This window comes from Bacillus sp. FG16, assembly GCF_057809515.1.
The window spans coordinates 1-16,541 of the sequence record NZ_JBMDKC010000116.1 but is presented as its reverse complement, the minus strand read 5'-3'; the positions used below and the strand labels follow the sequence as shown (position 1 = coordinate 16,541).

18 protein-coding genes and 1 pseudogene are annotated in these 16,541 nt (G+C 36.6%); 2 read left to right on the top strand and 17 right to left on the bottom strand.

The genetic code is table 11. The features are described 5' to 3' along the window. Positions 1–437, top strand: a pseudogene (locus ACODS7_RS27565) (penicillin-binding protein); the annotation flags it as partial. Positions 438–462: 25 nt separating this feature from the next. Here the strand turns inward: ACODS7_RS27565 and ACODS7_RS27560 are convergent. The 10 genes from ACODS7_RS27560 to panB form a co-directional block, all read right to left on the bottom strand. After that, the gene (locus tag ACODS7_RS27560; RefSeq protein WP_029441862.1) at positions 463–981 is read right to left on the bottom strand and encodes a YpoC family protein; all 519 of its coding nucleotides are present in this window, start codon (positions 979–981) and stop codon (positions 463–465) included. Between the two features lie 3 nt (positions 982–984). Beyond that, positions 985–1,632 (bottom strand): endonuclease III, encoded by a 648-nt coding sequence (gene nth / locus ACODS7_RS27555; protein WP_000933035.1) that lies wholly within the window; start codon positions 1,630–1,632, stop codon positions 985–987. Positions 1,633–1,647: 15 nt separating this feature from the next. After that, positions 1,648–2,355: a DNA replication protein DnaD gene (gene dnaD, locus ACODS7_RS27550; RefSeq protein WP_000728532.1), complete on the bottom strand. Its 708-nt coding sequence runs from the start codon at positions 2,353–2,355 to the stop codon at positions 1,648–1,650. Between the two features lie 120 nt (positions 2,356–2,475). Further along, positions 2,476–3,663, bottom strand: a complete 1,188-nt coding sequence (gene aspB, locus ACODS7_RS27545; protein ID WP_029441861.1) for an aspartate transaminase AspB — start codon at positions 3,661–3,663, stop codon at positions 2,476–2,478. A gap of 18 nt (positions 3,664–3,681) precedes the next feature. Beyond that, positions 3,682–4,185, bottom strand: coding sequence for a cell wall elongation regulator TseB-like domain-containing protein (locus tag ACODS7_RS27540; protein WP_000758740.1), 504 nt, complete (start codon positions 4,183–4,185; stop codon positions 3,682–3,684). Between the two features lie 7 nt (positions 4,186–4,192). After that, a complete protein-coding gene (locus ACODS7_RS27535; RefSeq protein ID WP_000412179.1) occupies positions 4,193–4,363 on the bottom strand; it encodes a YpmA family protein in 171 nt (56 codons plus the stop codon). A 250-nt stretch (positions 4,364–4,613) separates the two neighbouring features. After that, on the bottom strand, positions 4,614–7,418 hold the full coding sequence (gene dinG / locus ACODS7_RS27530; protein ID WP_029441860.1) for an ATP-dependent DNA helicase DinG: 2,805 nt from the start codon (positions 7,416–7,418) through the stop codon (positions 4,614–4,616). Between the two features lie 131 nt (positions 7,419–7,549). Further along, the gene (panD, locus tag ACODS7_RS27525) at positions 7,550–7,933 is read right to left on the bottom strand and encodes an aspartate 1-decarboxylase (RefSeq protein WP_000490182.1); all 384 of its coding nucleotides are present in this window, start codon (positions 7,931–7,933) and stop codon (positions 7,550–7,552) included. Between the two features lie 12 nt (positions 7,934–7,945). Then, positions 7,946–8,794, bottom strand: a complete 849-nt coding sequence (panC, locus tag ACODS7_RS27520; protein WP_029441859.1) for a pantoate--beta-alanine ligase — start codon at positions 8,792–8,794, stop codon at positions 7,946–7,948. After that, positions 8,794–9,630: a 3-methyl-2-oxobutanoate hydroxymethyltransferase gene (gene panB, locus ACODS7_RS27515; RefSeq protein ID WP_000851110.1), complete on the bottom strand. Its 837-nt coding sequence runs from the start codon at positions 9,628–9,630 to the stop codon at positions 8,794–8,796. The genes panC and panB overlap by 1 nt, the downstream gene beginning before the upstream one ends. Positions 9,631–10,236: 606 nt before the next feature. Between panB and ACODS7_RS27510 the strand changes: the two genes are divergently transcribed. Then, a complete protein-coding gene (locus ACODS7_RS27510) occupies positions 10,237–10,626 on the top strand; it encodes a cupredoxin domain-containing protein (protein ID WP_000062380.1) in 390 nt (129 codons plus the stop codon). Positions 10,627–10,753: 127 nt separating this feature from the next. Here ACODS7_RS27510 and ACODS7_RS27505 read toward each other — a convergent pair whose 3' ends face one another. From ACODS7_RS27505 to ACODS7_RS27475, 7 genes are read right to left on the bottom strand one after another with little or no spacing between them, the layout of a single operon-like run. Continuing rightward, positions 10,754–11,734: a biotin--[acetyl-CoA-carboxylase] ligase gene (locus ACODS7_RS27505; RefSeq protein ID WP_016082248.1), complete on the bottom strand. Its 981-nt coding sequence runs from the start codon at positions 11,732–11,734 to the stop codon at positions 10,754–10,756. Next, positions 11,719–12,912 carry a CCA tRNA nucleotidyltransferase gene (locus tag ACODS7_RS27500; RefSeq protein WP_088114193.1) on the bottom strand — a complete coding sequence of 398 codons (1,194 nt, stop codon included), beginning with the start codon at positions 12,910–12,912 and terminating at the stop codon, positions 11,719–11,721. Before ACODS7_RS27500 ends, ACODS7_RS27505 begins: the two co-directional genes overlap by 16 nt. After that, positions 12,899–14,044 (bottom strand): N-acetyl-alpha-D-glucosaminyl L-malate synthase BshA, encoded by a 1,146-nt coding sequence (bshA, locus tag ACODS7_RS27495; RefSeq protein ID WP_088114192.1) that lies wholly within the window; start codon positions 14,042–14,044, stop codon positions 12,899–12,901. Before bshA ends, ACODS7_RS27500 begins: the two co-directional genes overlap by 14 nt. Continuing rightward, positions 14,041–14,745 carry a bacillithiol biosynthesis deacetylase BshB1 gene (gene bshB1 / locus ACODS7_RS27490; protein ID WP_043935506.1) on the bottom strand — a complete coding sequence of 235 codons (705 nt, stop codon included), beginning with the start codon at positions 14,743–14,745 and terminating at the stop codon, positions 14,041–14,043. Before bshB1 ends, bshA begins: the two co-directional genes overlap by 4 nt. 11 nt (positions 14,746–14,756) lie before the next feature. Then, on the bottom strand, positions 14,757–15,152 hold the full coding sequence (gene mgsA, locus ACODS7_RS27485; RefSeq protein ID WP_000684765.1) for a methylglyoxal synthase: 396 nt from the start codon (positions 15,150–15,152) through the stop codon (positions 14,757–14,759). Between the two features lie 14 nt (positions 15,153–15,166). Continuing rightward, positions 15,167–15,967, bottom strand: a complete 801-nt coding sequence (gene dapB / locus ACODS7_RS27480) for a dihydrodipicolinate reductase (RefSeq protein ID WP_043935505.1) — start codon at positions 15,965–15,967, stop codon at positions 15,167–15,169. Next, positions 15,967–16,308 (bottom strand): nucleotide pyrophosphohydrolase, encoded by a 342-nt coding sequence (locus ACODS7_RS27475; RefSeq protein WP_014894810.1) that lies wholly within the window; start codon positions 16,306–16,308, stop codon positions 15,967–15,969. The genes dapB and ACODS7_RS27475 overlap by 1 nt, the downstream gene beginning before the upstream one ends. Between the last annotated feature and the right edge of the window lie 233 nt (positions 16,309–16,541).

The window sequence follows — 16,541 nt, the reverse complement described above, 5'->3', positions numbered from 1 at the left end:
AGAAAAAGGCTAATGAAGATAAAGTAAAACAAGACGAAGCTAAGAAAAAAGCTGAAGAAGAGGCTAAGAAAAAGGCCGATGAAGAAGCTAAGAAAAAAGCTGATGAGGAAGCCCAGAAAAAGGCTAATGAAGATAAAGTAAAACAAGACGAAGCTAAGAAAAAAGCTGATGAAGAGGCTAAGAAACAACAAGAACAGCAACAAGAACAACAACGTAAACAGCAAGAAGAAGCTCAAAAGAAAGCTGATGAAGAAGCTAGAAGAAAAGCTGATGAAGAAGCTAAGAAAAAAGCTGAAGAAGAAGCTAAGAAGAAAGCTGATGAAGAGGCCAAGAAAAAAGCTGAAGAAGAAGCTAAGAAACAACAAGAACAGCAACATCAAAATACCGGAGGAGATACACCTCACGCAGACGGTACTGTTATTACAACAGAGTCCTAATAAACAAAAAAGAAGTCCGTTTCTCTTAACGAGAAGCGGACTTCTTTTTTGTTATCATTTTTTTTACATACAGCTTTTCTATTTCGATATACAACTGCGCTAATTGAATATAAGAATGATAATTACTCGGTTTCTTTATTATGAATGAATATCTTTCCATAAAATTAACAGGTTGCACTTTTAATTTATTCGTATTTATTTGCATTTCATTCAAACTATGAACAGGTTGCTCATTTAGCCAATAGACAACCGATAACAAGTGAGCTGCAAAAAGAATCATTGGCCCCTCAGCCTCTTGCTTATTTCTATTTCGAAACAGTATAGCAATGTCTTCATGCTTATTTTTCCATACATTCAACATCGCTGGAATACTGTTTTCAATTTCCTTCCATGGCTCATACTGTCTTTCAATATCAAATATAAAGTAAGTATTTTGTATTATTTCTTCAAAAGACTCGTCTGTATGATACTCAATTGAATTTACGCTTTCTTTAAAAAATGGTAAGCAGTGAAATTCTTTCGGTATTTCTATAACTCGCTCCATCCCTTATTTCACCTTCATTCGCTTCTTTCCTTCACGACATACTTCTAACAGTCTGCACTCCTCACATTGCGGTCGTTGTGCTTTACAATGATAACGTCCAAAGAAAATCATACGATGATGTGTAACTCCCCACTCATCCATCGGTACTTTCTTCATTAACGTTTTTTCTACTTCTAACACAGAATCTTTCCATCTACAAATCGCTAATCGTTTACTCACTCGCTCCACATGTGTATCAACAGCAATTGCAGGAATCCCAAACGCTACGGAAACTACAACATTCGCTGTTTTCCTTCCTACACCGGGTAATTTCGTAAGTTCATCTCGATCGCTCGGTACTTCCCCATTATAGTCGTCTAATAACATTCGGCATAATTTTTGAATGTTTTTTGCTTTATTTCTATACAATCCGATAGAGCGTATATCTTGTTGTAATTCTTCTAGAGAAACACTTAAATAATCTTCTGGTGTTTTATATTTTTGAAATAAATTTCTTGTCACTTTATTTACAAGTACATCTGTACATTGTGCAGATAACGCCACTGCGATTACAAGTTCAAATGGATTATCATGAACCAATTCACAATGCGCTTCTGGATACATATCCGCCATTGTATCTAAACAATAACGGATTTGCGTTTTGTTAAGCATATTTCTCCTCCTATATCACTGCTCCAACCAATTATAAAAAGGCACTTTTCCAGTAAATTTCGTCTCTTGTTTTGTCATTTGTTGTGCTCTTTGTTGATTCGCTCTAAATTTTTGACCTTGATTTTGAGCCTGATCTACCGTTTTAATTCCATTCTTTTTCCACTCAAATAAAATACGATCAATATATCGGAAATTTAGTTTTCCACTCATTACAGCTTCTCTAAGAGCCGCTTGAATTAAATTTGGATGATGTTGATCTTGGTCCTCCCACATTCCTAACGTTTCACATTCGAACGGCGAAAGTGGTCTTCCAAATTCTTTTTCAAATACTGTATATAAATTTACTTGCAGCTGTTTTTTCTCTTTTTGCTCTTCCTCTATTGATTCATCCATTAAGAAATGTAATATTTTTTCCCATAACGGTTGTAAAGAATAACTTTCGCACATCATCGCTTCTGATCTTTGTCCACCTTCTAGTGATAAAAAACCTTTTTGAATCAACGCTTGAATTACTTCCATACATTTCATTTCCGTTATCGTCATCCGTTCAGAAATCTCTGAAGGAGTCGGAAACGAATTACCTGATTCTAAAAATGTATGTACATGAAGTACAACCATAAATTCCGTCTCATTTAAACCTAATTTTTTATAATGCATCATAAGCAATTTTGGAATTGCAATGCTTCCCTGCTCAAACCAATGTAACATCATTTTCTTTTTCATCACCAAACACCTCGCTCTCTAGTATAACACACCTTTAGCTATTTCTTTTTGCCACAATTCGTCAAAAAAACCTCCCCATTAATAGGGAGGTTTTTTATATTACATGAATGAAATATACAATTAAGCTTGCACTTTACTTTTCATAAATGTATGGATGCGTTCTAATGCTTTCTCTACTTGTTCAAGAGATGTCGCATATGATAAACGAACATTATTTGGAGCACCAAATCCTGTACCTGGTACAAGAGCCACTTTTTCCTCTTCTAATAGAGCTTTTGCCCAATCATCAACTGTTGTATATCCTGATAAAGCTACAGCTTCTTTTACGTTAGGGAATAAGTAAAATGCACCTTGCGGTTTAATACAAGTAAAGCCAGGGATTTGAATTAATTTATCATAAATGATGTTTAATCTCTCTTCAAAGGCTTGACGCATTGTTTCCACAGGTTCTTGTGAGCCCGCATATGCCGCAATTGCGCCGTATTGAGCGATTGAAGTAGGGTTTGACGTACTATGACTCGCTAAGTTCGTCATCGCTTTAATAAGCTGCTTATTTCCTGCAGCATACCCAATACGCCATCCTGTCATAGAATGAGATTTAGATACACCATTAATAATAAGTGTTTGTTCTTTTAATGCATTAGAAAGCTGGGCAATTGAAGTATATTCTACGCCACCATAAATTAATTTTTCATAAATTTCATCAGAAACGATTAAAATATCATGTTCTAAACATACTTCTCCAAGCTGTTGTAATTCTTCTTTGCTATAAATCATTCCTGTTGGATTGCTCGGTGAATTAATAATAACTGCTTTCGTTTTCTCTGTAATTGCCTCACGCAGCTGCTTTGCTGTAATTTTGTACTCATTGTCTTCTAAACCTTCTACATAAACCGGCTTACCGCCAGCAAGCTTTACTTGCTCTGGATAGCTTACCCAGTAAGGAGTTGGAATGATAACTTCATCTCCCTCATCAAGTAATACTTGGAATAATGTATATAATGCATGCTTTGCGCCATTACATACAATAATTTCAGATGGATCATACGCAATACCTTGATCGCGAGTAAATTTCTTCACAATTTCTTGTTTTAACGATTGTAGTCCACCTGTTGGTGTATACTTCGTATGCCCTTCTAACATCGCTTTATGTGCAGCATCCATAATATGCTCTGGTGTATTAAAGTCAGGTTCCCCTGCCCCTAATCCAATTACATCATGACCTTCTGCTTTTAATGCTTGCGCCTTTGCTGTAATTTCTAAAGTTGAAGACGGTGTTAAAGCAGCTACTCGCTTTGCTAATTTCATTTGTAGTTCCCCCTACATCTATTTTTCAATGCTATATCGTCTTAAAAATTTCCCATCTTTAAATTCAAGATAGTAATAACTATAACGATTGTCATCATCAATATATGTAACTTCCCATAGTGGTACATCATTTTCAAAGCCTAATTTCACTTTCATAATTTCTTTCGGCTTACTTTTTGATTCCTTACTTTCATTGCCGACTTGTTCTAACGTTCTTTGTATAGCCTCTTTTTCAGAAATACCTTCGCTCTTTTTCCTTACTACAGTATCCCCTTTTTTCTCAGGCACCCAAACGATAAGTTGTTCTCCCTTTTCATCTGTACCTTGCACGACTATATATGCAGATTTTCCGTTGTAATAATCAACAGATTTCACCTTTGTAAGCTTTGCTTTTTCTTTAGCAATTTCTACAAATTTCGACTCTTTTGGAATTTTCTTTCCCATTGCTTTATTATAAACATACGCCCCATATATTCCGCTAGCAACGATAACAATAATGATTGCAAAGATCCACTTTTTCATTGTATCACTACGTTCTGTAAATCGTAAATACAGCTGTTTCTTTATCTTTTTCGTCTAATGCTAGTCCGAACATGAGGTCCTGCTCTTTTAACGTACGATTCAAACTATCAACAATTTTATACAAATCAGACGAATATTTAATACGCGTCGTTGATAGTACTTCGATTTTCTTCTCCATGAAAAAACTCCTCCGTTACACAAAAATTTCTAATTATAGAAGAACGCAATGCGGTTACAATAAGAGTACATTCTTTACAACCCCTGCTTCATCACCCATCTATTATAGCAGGACATGTACAGCAAAAAAAGGTTTCAAGTCGAAAACCAACACATTTTGTATACAAGAAGTAAGAAAAATAAAATTCCTCCTACCCACATTTTTTACGCCTGAAGTTTATAAGTACTTCAGGCGTATTTTTCTTCCATTTTTATTCATTTGATGGTTCTTCTAATTGTACTAATAATTCTTCTAATGGCCCTTCATAAAGAGGTACGTTAGGGATCGATTGTAGAAATCGTTTTCCATAGGAAGAACTCGTCAAACGACGATCTAACACTACTACCGTTCCTGTATCTGTATTCGTTCGAATTAAGCGGCCGAATCCTTGTTTGAAACGTAATATTGCTTGTGGCAGCGCTAATTTAGCGAATACATCCTCACCTTGATTTTTTAGCCACTCACCTTTCGCTTCCATCATCGGCTGATGAGGAGGCGTAAATGGTAGACGGACAATAACAAGACAACTTAAGGCATCTCCTGGAATATCTATCCCTTCCCAGAAACTGCTCGTCCCTAATAAAATTGATTTGTCGAACTCTTGAAACTTTCGAATTAAGCGGCTTCGACTTCTATTATTCACACTTTGTGTGAGTAATAAAAAACCCTCTAATTCATCATTATTTTTTAAATTCGCATACGCTTCTTTTAACATTTCATACGAAGTGAATAAAACAAGCATTCTGCCTTTTGTGGCTTTCGCTATCTTTGCAATATGTTCCGATACAGATTCAATATATCGCTCATTACTTACTTGCTTAATAAAAGGTACATCCGTTGAAACCATTAATTTCATTTGTTCATCATAACGAAATGGCGACGGAACCTTTAAAGTATTTGGAGCGAAATCATGCAAACCAAGTTCCTCTTTTATATAATCAAACGTATCGTTAACTGTTAGTGTTGCGGATGTAAAAATAACACTCTTTTTTTCTGTTAAAAATTCATCAGCAAATCTTTCACCAATATGAACAGGCTGTGCATATAGAACTGTTGAATGAATCGTCCCTTTCGTTTCAGTCTCCATCCAAGTTACATACGAATTCTTTTCTAATACGAGTAACTGTAATGATTCTGCCATCTTTCTCAGCAACTCAATTAAATGCATAAATTCACCTGTTACAACATGCATCTCCCATTCTAACTTACTTTGCAATATATCCACTTGCTTCTCAAGAGCAGTTACTACCCTTCTTAATTCATATATAAAACGATTTGTTAATTCGACGATACCATCCCACAACTTACCTTTTTCTAGTTCTGTGTTATACCTATAGATGAGCGGCATATTATTCGTTCCTTGTTCTTGCTTTGTTTGTTTAAATATAAAAGTACGTAACATTTGGAAGAGTTCATCCGCATCAAACTTAAGTTCCTTCAAACTATAACTTATCATACGGAAAGTTGAACGAGATGCTTGCTCTGATTTTTTCATCATTTTATATACTTTGGAGAGTACATCTTCTGTTTCTAGCGTCCCAAGACGAGATATAACCAATTGAAAATACATACAAGAGAACTGTTCACCCAATGTTCTACTCGCAGCTTCTTCAATATGGTGAGCTTCATCAAAAATAATATGTTCGCATGAAGCAAACAGCGGTTCTTCACTTGAAAAATCTTGAAATAATAACGCATGATTTGTGATAACGATATCTGCAAATAAAGCTTTATTCTTCGCTCGCTGGTAAAAACAACGACTAAACCAATTACTTTGCATACCGCCCGGACTATACGCATCACTACAAATACGATTCCAAAGTAACTTTCCGCCCTCAGGAATATTTAATTCGTCTCGATCACCCGTTTCAGTTTGCAATAGCCAAACTAAAATCTTTGCCTTCGTAAGTGCCATATCATAATTTTTTTCTTCCTCTTGTAAAGCATACTCAAATTTGTGTAAGCAAAGATAATGCTTTCTTCCTTTTAGAAGAGCTGCCTCAAATGAAAATGGCATTATTTTTTGTAATAACGGTATTTCTTTTTCTAATATTTGTTGTTGGAGTTGTACCGTTTGTGTACTTATAATGACAGGTTCTTCTTTTCTCTTTGCAAAATAAAGACTAGGAAGCAAATACGCAAGAGTCTTTCCTGTTCCTGTACCGGCTTCAATTAGTGAAAAACGAGAATCTCTTAACGCCGTATATATCTCTTTCATCATCAGTTGTTGACTTTCTCTTCTTTCAAACTTTGGCATATGTGATTCCAATTTATCCATCGTTTTATTCAAGAAAGCATCAAACTTTGATGGGCACGTTTCTCCAAGGTTTAAGGAATAGTTCCGCTTTTTCAGCGCAATATTTCGATGTATTTCATACTCCGCTATATCTTCTTTACCATGCATTACTTTCTTTAAAATATTTTCAGAAAGCACATCAGCTATATCACTTTGGAACACGTCGCTTAATTCATAAAGCGATTGCAACGTGACAAGTGGTAACTTTTCAATTTCATTTAAAAATTGTAAAAATAATTCCGCTGTTGCAAGAGCATCACTATCCGCACGATGTGGTTGATCATGTTCTAGTTCATGCTTCTTAGCTAAATCACGTAATTTATAACTATCAGCTGTCGGTAAAAGAATTTGAGCCAATTCAACCGTGTCGATTTTAGGACAATGTATTTCTGTATATCCAGCTTGCCTTAATTCTTCATTTAAAAAATTCCAATCAAAGTGAACATTATGCGCAACGAAAGCCGCACCTTGTAATAGCTCAACAATCATCGGGGCTACATCTTGAAATAACGGGGCTTGTTTTACAAGACTTTCATCAATCCCTGTTAATTCTGTAATAAATGGTGGGATCTCTCTTTTTGGGTTAACAAAAGACGAAAAAATCTCCAATATCTCTCCATCTTCTACTACAACAGCTGCAATTTGGGTAATTTTATCCTTCCCATCTTTCCAGGAGTTCCCTGTCGTCTCTAAATCAACAACGACATAACGCTTACTCATATATGTAACACCTCAATTTCTTACCTTTCAAACAACAATAATTTATATAATGTTACTATACCACGTTTTATCTCATCTTAATGAAAAGATGCACAAAAAAGCTATCTCCGCAATGGAGATAGCCTTTCTACTTATAATATCGTACCCGCTTTTTCAGCACCTAACATTTCAATGATTTGATTATTATCGTCTAGTACTGCAATTTTTGGTTCTTGTTTATGAATCTCTTCTTCCGTAACTAGCCCATAACAAATAATAATTACTTTGTCCCCTGGTTGTACAAGCCTTGCCGCAGCACCGTTTAAACAAACAACACCACTACCGCGTTCCCCTTTTATAACGTATGTCTCTAAGCGAGCACCATTATTATTATTTACAATTTGAACTTTTTCGTTTTCTACAATATTTACTGCATCCATTAAGTCTTCATCAATTGTAATACTACCTACATAATTTAAATTTGCCTCCGTTACAGTTGCACGATGTAACTTTGCTCTCATCATTGTGCGAAACATAGATGCTCCCCCTTATTTAACCGTTAATGTTATATTGTCAATTAATCTTACATTTTCAAACTTAACTGCAATAGCTAAAATGATTCTTCCTTCGACTTTCTCTACCATTGTTAATGACGGATATGCATATAAATCCGCATAATCTACAGTGCCTTTCGTATGCGTCTCAATATACTCTTTCACAAGATTTGTAATGATTTCCGGATTACGTTCACCTACCTCAATTCTTTCTTTCGCTATACATAGGCTGCGGTATAAATGAAGAGCCTCTTCACGTTCATCTTGTGATAGGTACACGTTACGAGAACTTTTCGCTAATCCATCTTCTTCCCTTACAATATCAACTGGTACGATTGTAACCGGAATATTGAAATCAGTTACAAATCCTTCAATTACTGCAACTTGTTGAGCATCTTTCATACCGAAATAAGCACGCGTTGGCAGCGTAATATTAAATAGTTTCATTAGTACAGTTGCAACACCAGCAAAATGACCAGGTCTTTGTTGACCGCATAATACGTCCGTGCGCTTCACAACTTCTACTGTTGTTGTTTGTTCTGTTGGATACATTTCTTCTACACTCGGATAAAATAAATAATCTACACCGTTTTCTTTTGCTACATTTTCATCTCTATTAATATCACGAGGATATCGATCTAAATCTTCATTTGGGCCAAATTGCAGCGGGTTTACAAATACACTTAAAACTACAATTTCATTTTCTTCTCTTGCCTTACGTAATAAGGTAGCATGCCCTTCATGTAAATAACCCATCGTTGGAACAAAACCAATACTCTTTCCACTTGCACGAAGTTCGTTTGTAATTTGCTGCATCTCTTGCACTGTAGTTACGATTTTCATTATTGTTTTCCTCCGTATAACACTAAGCATTCTTCCTCTTTCATTGTGAACGAATGTTTTTCTTCAGGAAATTGCCTTGTCTTTACTTCAGTAACGTATTGTGAAATCCCACGCACAATCTCCTCTTGAACAGACGTATATTGCTTCACAAATTTCGGAACACGATTCACGCCGTATGAGATAAGATCATGATAAACAAGCACTTGCCCATCTACTTTTTGTCCTGCACCAATCCCAATTGTCGGTATTGTTAGTTGCTCTGAAATAAGTTCTGCTAACTGCATTGGTACACATTCTAGCACAAGCGCTATTGCACCAGCTTCTTCACATTTCTTTGCATCTTCTATTAATTTCTTAGCACTCTCCGCATCTTTTCCTTGCACTTTATATCCACCCAACACTCCTACAGATTGAGGGGTTAAACCTAAATGCGCTACAACAGGAATTCCTGCGTTCGTCAAATATTGAATTGTTGATATAACTTCTCCAGCACCTTCTACCTTCAGTGCATGCGCCCCGCTCTCTTGAACGATGCGGCGTGCATTCACCATCGTTTCTTGTAACGATACGTGATACGACATAAATGGCATATCAGTTACAATAAACGTCTCTTTCGCTCCGCGGCGTACAGCTTTCGTATGATGAATCATATCCTCTACTGTTACAGGTACTGTTGAATCGTATCCGAGTACAACCATTCCAAGAGAATCTCCAACTAGAATCATATCAACTTCAGCTTCTTCTGCTAATTTAGCAGATGGATAATCATACGCCGTTAGCATTGTAATCGGCTCACCTTGCTCTTTCATCTTCAAAAAATCTGTTTTTGTTTTCAAAAACTACTCCTCCTTTATGCAGGAGAGAGGAGATGGCCGAAATCATATAAAAAACCCCTCTGGCCATAAAAGGGCAGAAGGGTTGTGTGTTAGTCGGCATTATTCATCCCTCTGTCCCAGTCCGTTATTGGATCAAGGCAGAATCCAAGTTATTATTTTTCGTATTACTTCGAATCATGGTGCAGTTCGCTCTGATACTGCCCACATTCGAACTAATTATAGCAAACTACAAAAGGGAATTACTACATTTTTTCGAAAAAATAATTTTTTATTCTTATTACGGTATATGAAATTTAACACGAGAGTATATATGCTATAAAGTGAAACTTTAATCACCCCTCACCAATCGGACTTTTACGGACAGCCCGCTCCCCCACCTAACTGCTTTGCTTCCGCTGAATTTTGAGGTAGGGGTCTTACTACCCGGCAAATAGCGGGATAAACTTTTTATAGATAATTCAATCCTGAAAAGATACATGTTTTTTCAACGCATGTTTAAAAAGTCCAAGTTAATTTCTTCTGTAATCAATTTAACTGTATAGTATAACTCTTAAACTAATGATGCAGGTTAATTGAGGAAAAGTACTTAACAAAGGAGAATTGCAAATGTCTATGAACAGGTGGTTATTTCGATTCAGCAGTTTGCTTGTAATGATTGTATGGTGGATGTCTTTAGGATCCTTTCATGTATTTGCCTCAGTTAATGTCGTAACACAACCTACCGATTTAACGAACGTGATTGAGGTTGAACTAAATGATGATTACTTTAATCCAAATGTCATCACGATTCCGCTTGAAGGATCAACAACATTACTATTGAAAAATAAAGGTAAAAACGAGCACACCTTTACAGTGAAAAAACTCGGCATTGACGTCGTAGTCGAGTCAGGAAAAGAAAAGAATATTACCGTGAAACCTAAAAATACTGGTACATATGAATTAATATGTCGATACCATCTCCTTAAAGGAATGGAAGGCAAAGTAATCGTCAAATAACATGCCAGGCCAACTAGACGGAAGATATCTTGAAATGAACTTTAAATATTAAATGAATTTATTATCATATTACAAATTCAACTCAAAAATATTGAAATAAAAAGAAGTTCCAAAAGAGGAACTTCTTTTACTTAATTTCAATATCTGCAGAATGAATATGATGTACTTTCCCCTCATGATCCTCCAGAAGTAATACACCATCCTCTGTGATTCCTTTTGCTAACCCCGTAATCGTCTCTCTCATCGTTCGAGCAGTAATTTCTTTCCCGATGCTCACAGCGTAACTTTCCCAAAGGATTTTAATGACAGAGAAACCATTTTGTAAATACTCTTCATATAATTTTTCTAGTTGTAAATAGATTTGTTGCATAAGTTCTGCACGAACAATCGGCTTACCTGATTCAATCGCTAATGAAGTAGCAATGTGCTGAATTTCTTCATCAAAATGTTCTTGCTTTTGATTCGCATTAATACCGATGCCCATAATAACAGCATTAATTTTATCAGGATCCGCTTGCATTTCTGTTAATATACCTACAGCCTTTTTACCTTGAATTAAAATATCATTTGGCCATTTTATTCCCACGTTTACACCTGTACATTTTTCAATTGCCTGTGCAACACTAACAGCCGCTAACAAAGTAAGTTGCGGTGCATGATGAACTGGGATTGATGGACGTAAAATAATACTCATCCAAATTCCTGTTCCTTTTGGTGAATACCATTTTCTGCTTAAACGACCTCTTCCCGCTGTTTGTTCTTCTGCTACAACGATAGTTCCTTCTTCTGCACCTTCATAAGCAAGTTTTGCTGCAATGTGCTGCGTTGATTCAACAGTTTCTTCAAAATACACTGTTCTACCAATTCGCTTCGTTTGTAGCCCTAACTGAATTTCATTAGCAGTCACTTTGTCTGGCTTACTTGCAATTCGGTAACCTAATCGACGCACAGCTTCAAGTTCATATCCCTCACTCCTGAGGTCTTCCATATGTTTCCACACGGCAGTTCTTGAACAACCAAGTTTATCACTAATCGTTTGGCCGGATACAAACTCGCCATCCGCTTCAGAAAAAACTTGCAATAACTGCTTTCTTATAGTAGATTGCATCCTTGCAGCCACTCCCTTATACGCTCTTTCTCATTAACTACGTTTCCTTGTACGATTGCTTCCTCGATTTTCTGAAGCATGTCAGCAACCCACGGACCAGGCTTTTTGTTTGCCCAGTTTAATAAATCATTACCAGTCACATTCATTTCTTGACGACTCTGGATTGGCAATGCGTGAAACATTGATTGTACTCGTTTAACAGATGTAGGGTCATAGCTTTCAATCATCGCTTCATATACTCTCTCTGCCATTTCAGCGATATGAATTCCCGTTTTATAAAGAAGGACTGTATCCCAATCCTTCTCCTTTCTAGTACGTATTGCCAATAAAACTGCAACAATATCTTTTATTTTTTTATTTGAAAACTTCCATTGACGTAAAAAAACAGATGGATGTTCTTCTCCGATACAATATAAGAAAAATGCCCACGCCTCAATATCCGTTTCGAAAGAATCCCATTTATACTGCGTAGCTTTTAACAGTCTCTCTTCTGACATTTGTAAATATGGCAAATGAGAAAATAGCTTCGTCTCTACTAATTCTTTGAGACCTTTCACACAATATGTACCAGTTAACAGTTTCTCAAACTCTACTGTAATGCGCTCAATTGCTATATGTTCTAGCAAATGCCCATACGTTTCAATCGCTTGCTTCGTTTTCGTTTCTAATGAAAAACCTAACGTGCTTACAAACCGAATACCACGCATCATTCGCAGGGCATCTTCTTGAAAACGATCAGCAGCATTTCCAACTGTCACAATTTCTCTCTGTTGAATGGCTTCCTGCCCAGCAAATAAATCAACCATTTCGCCTTCTTCTGTCATAGCAATTGCATTCATCGTGAAATCACGACGTTTTAAATCCTCTTCTAATGAACGAACAAATTGAACACTACTAGGTCTTCGAAAATCTTCATATTCGCTTTCTGTTCGAAAAGTAGTTACCTCATAAGGCTCACCATTTTCTACAACAATTACAGTTCCATGCTCAAGACCAACAGGAACATTTCTTGGGAATATAGCCATCACTTCTTCTGGTAAAGCAGATGTCGCAATATCAATATCTCCAATCGGCCTATCGATAATAAGATCTCGTACGCTCCCACCAACAAAGTAAGCCTCATGTCCTTGTTGCTTTAATGTCTCAATAATAGAACTAGCTTTTTTAAATCTTTCCATTTTTGTCATCCCTTAGTACGTCATAGTAAATCGTTTCATATTGTGAAACAATTTTTTCTGAGCGAAATTGCTCATAAACACTTTCTCTTGCTCGTTCTCCCATATTGCGGTGAAGTTCCTCGTCCTTTAATAGCTGAGTAGCTTGATTTGCCACTCCTGTTGTATCGCCAACTTCACATAAATATCCTGTTTCCCCGTGTTGAATAACCTCTGGAATACCTCCAACCCGTGTTCCGATACAAGGTACACCACACGCCATTGCTTCTAATAAAACAAGACCAAAACTTTCCTTCTCTGATAGAAGCAACATTAAATCACTCATCGCAAGTAGTTCTGCAACATTATCTTGCTTCCCTAGGAATAAAACGCGATCTTCAATATGTAAATTCTTCACTATCTGTAAAATCGTACAGAATTCTGGTCCGTCTCCAACAAGAAGCAACTTCGCATCTACTTCTTTAACAATTTTAGCAAATGCCTCAACAACATCCTGCACACGCTTCACTTTACGGAAATTCGAAATATGAATAAGTACTTTTTCACTATCACTTATACCGTATTCTTTCTTTAATTGAGACATATTACGCTTGAAATATACGCGTTCGTCTATAAAGTTATATACCGTTTGAATTTCTTTACTTGGTTTTACAAGCTCATGCGTTTCGTTAATTAATGAATGCGAGACAGCAGTAACAACATCCGATTGCTCAATACCAAAACGAATTAAATTATTTAACGACGGGTCGGAACCTAACACAGTAATATCTGTTCCATGCAAGGTTGTAACAATTTTAATACGCTCTCCGATCATTTGTTTTGCTAAATATGCACAAATTGCATGTGGTATTGCGTAATGCACATGTAAAATGTCTAAGTTTTCTCTTTGTGCAACTTCTGCCATTTTACTTGCTAACGCTAAATCGTATGGTGGATATTGAAATACAGAGTATTGGCTTACCGTTACTTCATGAAAATATATGTTTGGATATACTTTATTTAACCGGAATGGTAAACCCGATGTAATAAAGTGAATTTCATGCCCGCGTTCCGCCAATTGCTTTCCTAATTCTGTTCCAACAACTCCAGAACCACCTACAGAAGGATAACATGTAATACCTATTTTTAATTTCATTTACATCCCCCTAATAAATCAGCATGTAATAAAACCGGTTTCTTACTCATAAATCCCTCGGCATACAAGACTCCAACTTCTTTTCCAAACATCTTCTCACGAGCAATCACAGTTTCAACGTAACCTTCTGTTAACGGTGTCTTAACACCATCACTCCCTGTTGAGAACTGACTTTCATACGCTTCTAATGCTTCCACCTTTATAGAGAGGTGCTCACTTATATCTATACAAAAATTCGGTTTATGAAAACCATTAATCATATAATTATAAAAAGACTCCACACGATGTGGTGAAAGTTCCGGCATATATTTACGGATTCCTGCTGAAAAAATAGCCTCTTCCACAAGCTTTGCACAATTTGCATGATCTGGATGGCGATCTTCATAGTATGGCGCAAAAACTAGTTTTGGTTTATATGTACGGATCACCTTGACAATTTCACGTATATACTCTTCTTTCATATACAAACCACGGTCTGGCATCGCTAAATTCAGCCTCGTTTTTACTCCCATTATACGAGCTGCGACCTCTGCTTCTTCTTTTCTCAACTCTATCGTTCCATTGGAAGAAAGATCAGCTTCTGTTAAATCACAAATACCTACTTCATACCCTTGCTTTGTATATTTAGCGATGGTACCAGCCATGCCGATTTCAACATCATCGGCATGAGCACCAAACGCTAATATATGTAATCCACTCATAATTGTTCCCCTCATTTTCTTAACTTACGATAATCTAAATCTCCTCGCTCTAATGCGTGCATTAACATTTCAGCACTTGCCATATTCGTTGCAAGTGGAATCGCATATACATCACATAAACGAAGCAATGCATTTACATCCGGTTCATGCGGCTGTGCTGTTAATGGATCGCGGAAGAAAATCACCATATCTAAATCGTTTTTTGCAATCATTGCACCAATTTCTTGATCTCCACCAAGAGGGCCAGATTGATATCTTGTTACAACTAATCCAGTCGCTTCCATAATACGAAGCCCTGTCGTTCCTGTTGCAAATAATTCATGTTGTTCAAAAATTGGTTTATATGCGTATGCAAACGAAACCATATCATTTTTCTTTTTGTCATGTGCGATTAAGGCAATTTTCATCCGTTGTCTCCCCTTTAGTCGATAATATTTTCTAAACCGTACACAAGATGATCCAGGTTCATTACTGTCTCAATTGATAGTTTTACACCTGACATAAATGATGTACGATTGAATGAATCATGACGAACTGTTAACATTTGTCCATCTCCACCAAACATTACTTCTTGGTGTGCAATAAGCCCTGGCAAACGTACACTATGAATGTGAATACCATCTACATTTGCACCACGTGCACCTGCTAGTTGCTCTACTTCATTCGGATGACCTTGCTGCTTTGATTCACGATTTTGACGAATTAATTCTACCGTTTTTACAGCTGTACCAGATGGCGCATCTAATTTTTGATCATGATGCAATTCAATTACTTCAACATCTTGGAAATATTTCGCTGCCATTTGTGAGAATTTCATCATAAGAACTGCACCAATCGCAAAGTTTGGAGCGATAATTGTTCCTACTTCTTTTTCTTTTGCATTCTCTGTTAAACGTTTTAATTCTTCTTCTGTAAATCCAGTTGTACCAATAACAGAACGAAGTCCACGCTCAACTGCAAGTGTAACGTGTTGTTTCCCTACTTCTGGTGTTGTTAAATCTAACAATACATCTGCTTCTACTTCCTCTAAACAAGTATGTAAATCAGCGTAAATCGGCGTATGTAACGCTGGCATGCCAGGTAAATCAGAAATCTTCTCTCCACCATGCTTATAATCTACTGCTGCTACTAAATTAAAATGTTCCGTTCTTTCCATAAGAAGGACTGCTTCATGCCCCATACGTCCTCTTGGTCCAGCGATAATTACTTTAATTTCTTTCATTATTCTTTCTCTCCCTCATCAATACGTGTCCAGCGATCTTTATCACGTGTATTAAATTTATTCATTACAATGTTATGTGCTGTCTCTAAATCAATATTTAAACTATTTGCCATACAAATCATAACAAATAATACATCTCCAAGCTCTTCTTCAATACTATTTTCTTTTTCAGTCGTTTTCTTTGGTTTCTCACCATAATAATGATTTACCTCTCTTGCAAGCTCCCCCATTTCTTCCGTTAAACGAGCCATCATTGCAAGCGGACTGAAATAACCTTCTTTAAACTGACCAATATATGCATCTACTTCTTTCTGCATATCTTTCATCGTTTTTGCTTCCATACTATTCACCTCTAATCCTTCCTCTTTCATGTTAGCCAATTCATCGCGATTTGACAAATATTATTCCCCGCCAAACACCTATTTGCGACCCTTTTTTGGATAGACTATAATAAAGTGAAACTTTCTTTTGCGCTTTTTGCAAAAGATTAGTTGAACCAATCGGGTTCCTACGGCTGGTTCGCCTTTCTTCAGAGCTTTATCTCCTACCAGCCGTTGGAACGGGGTAAAGTGAA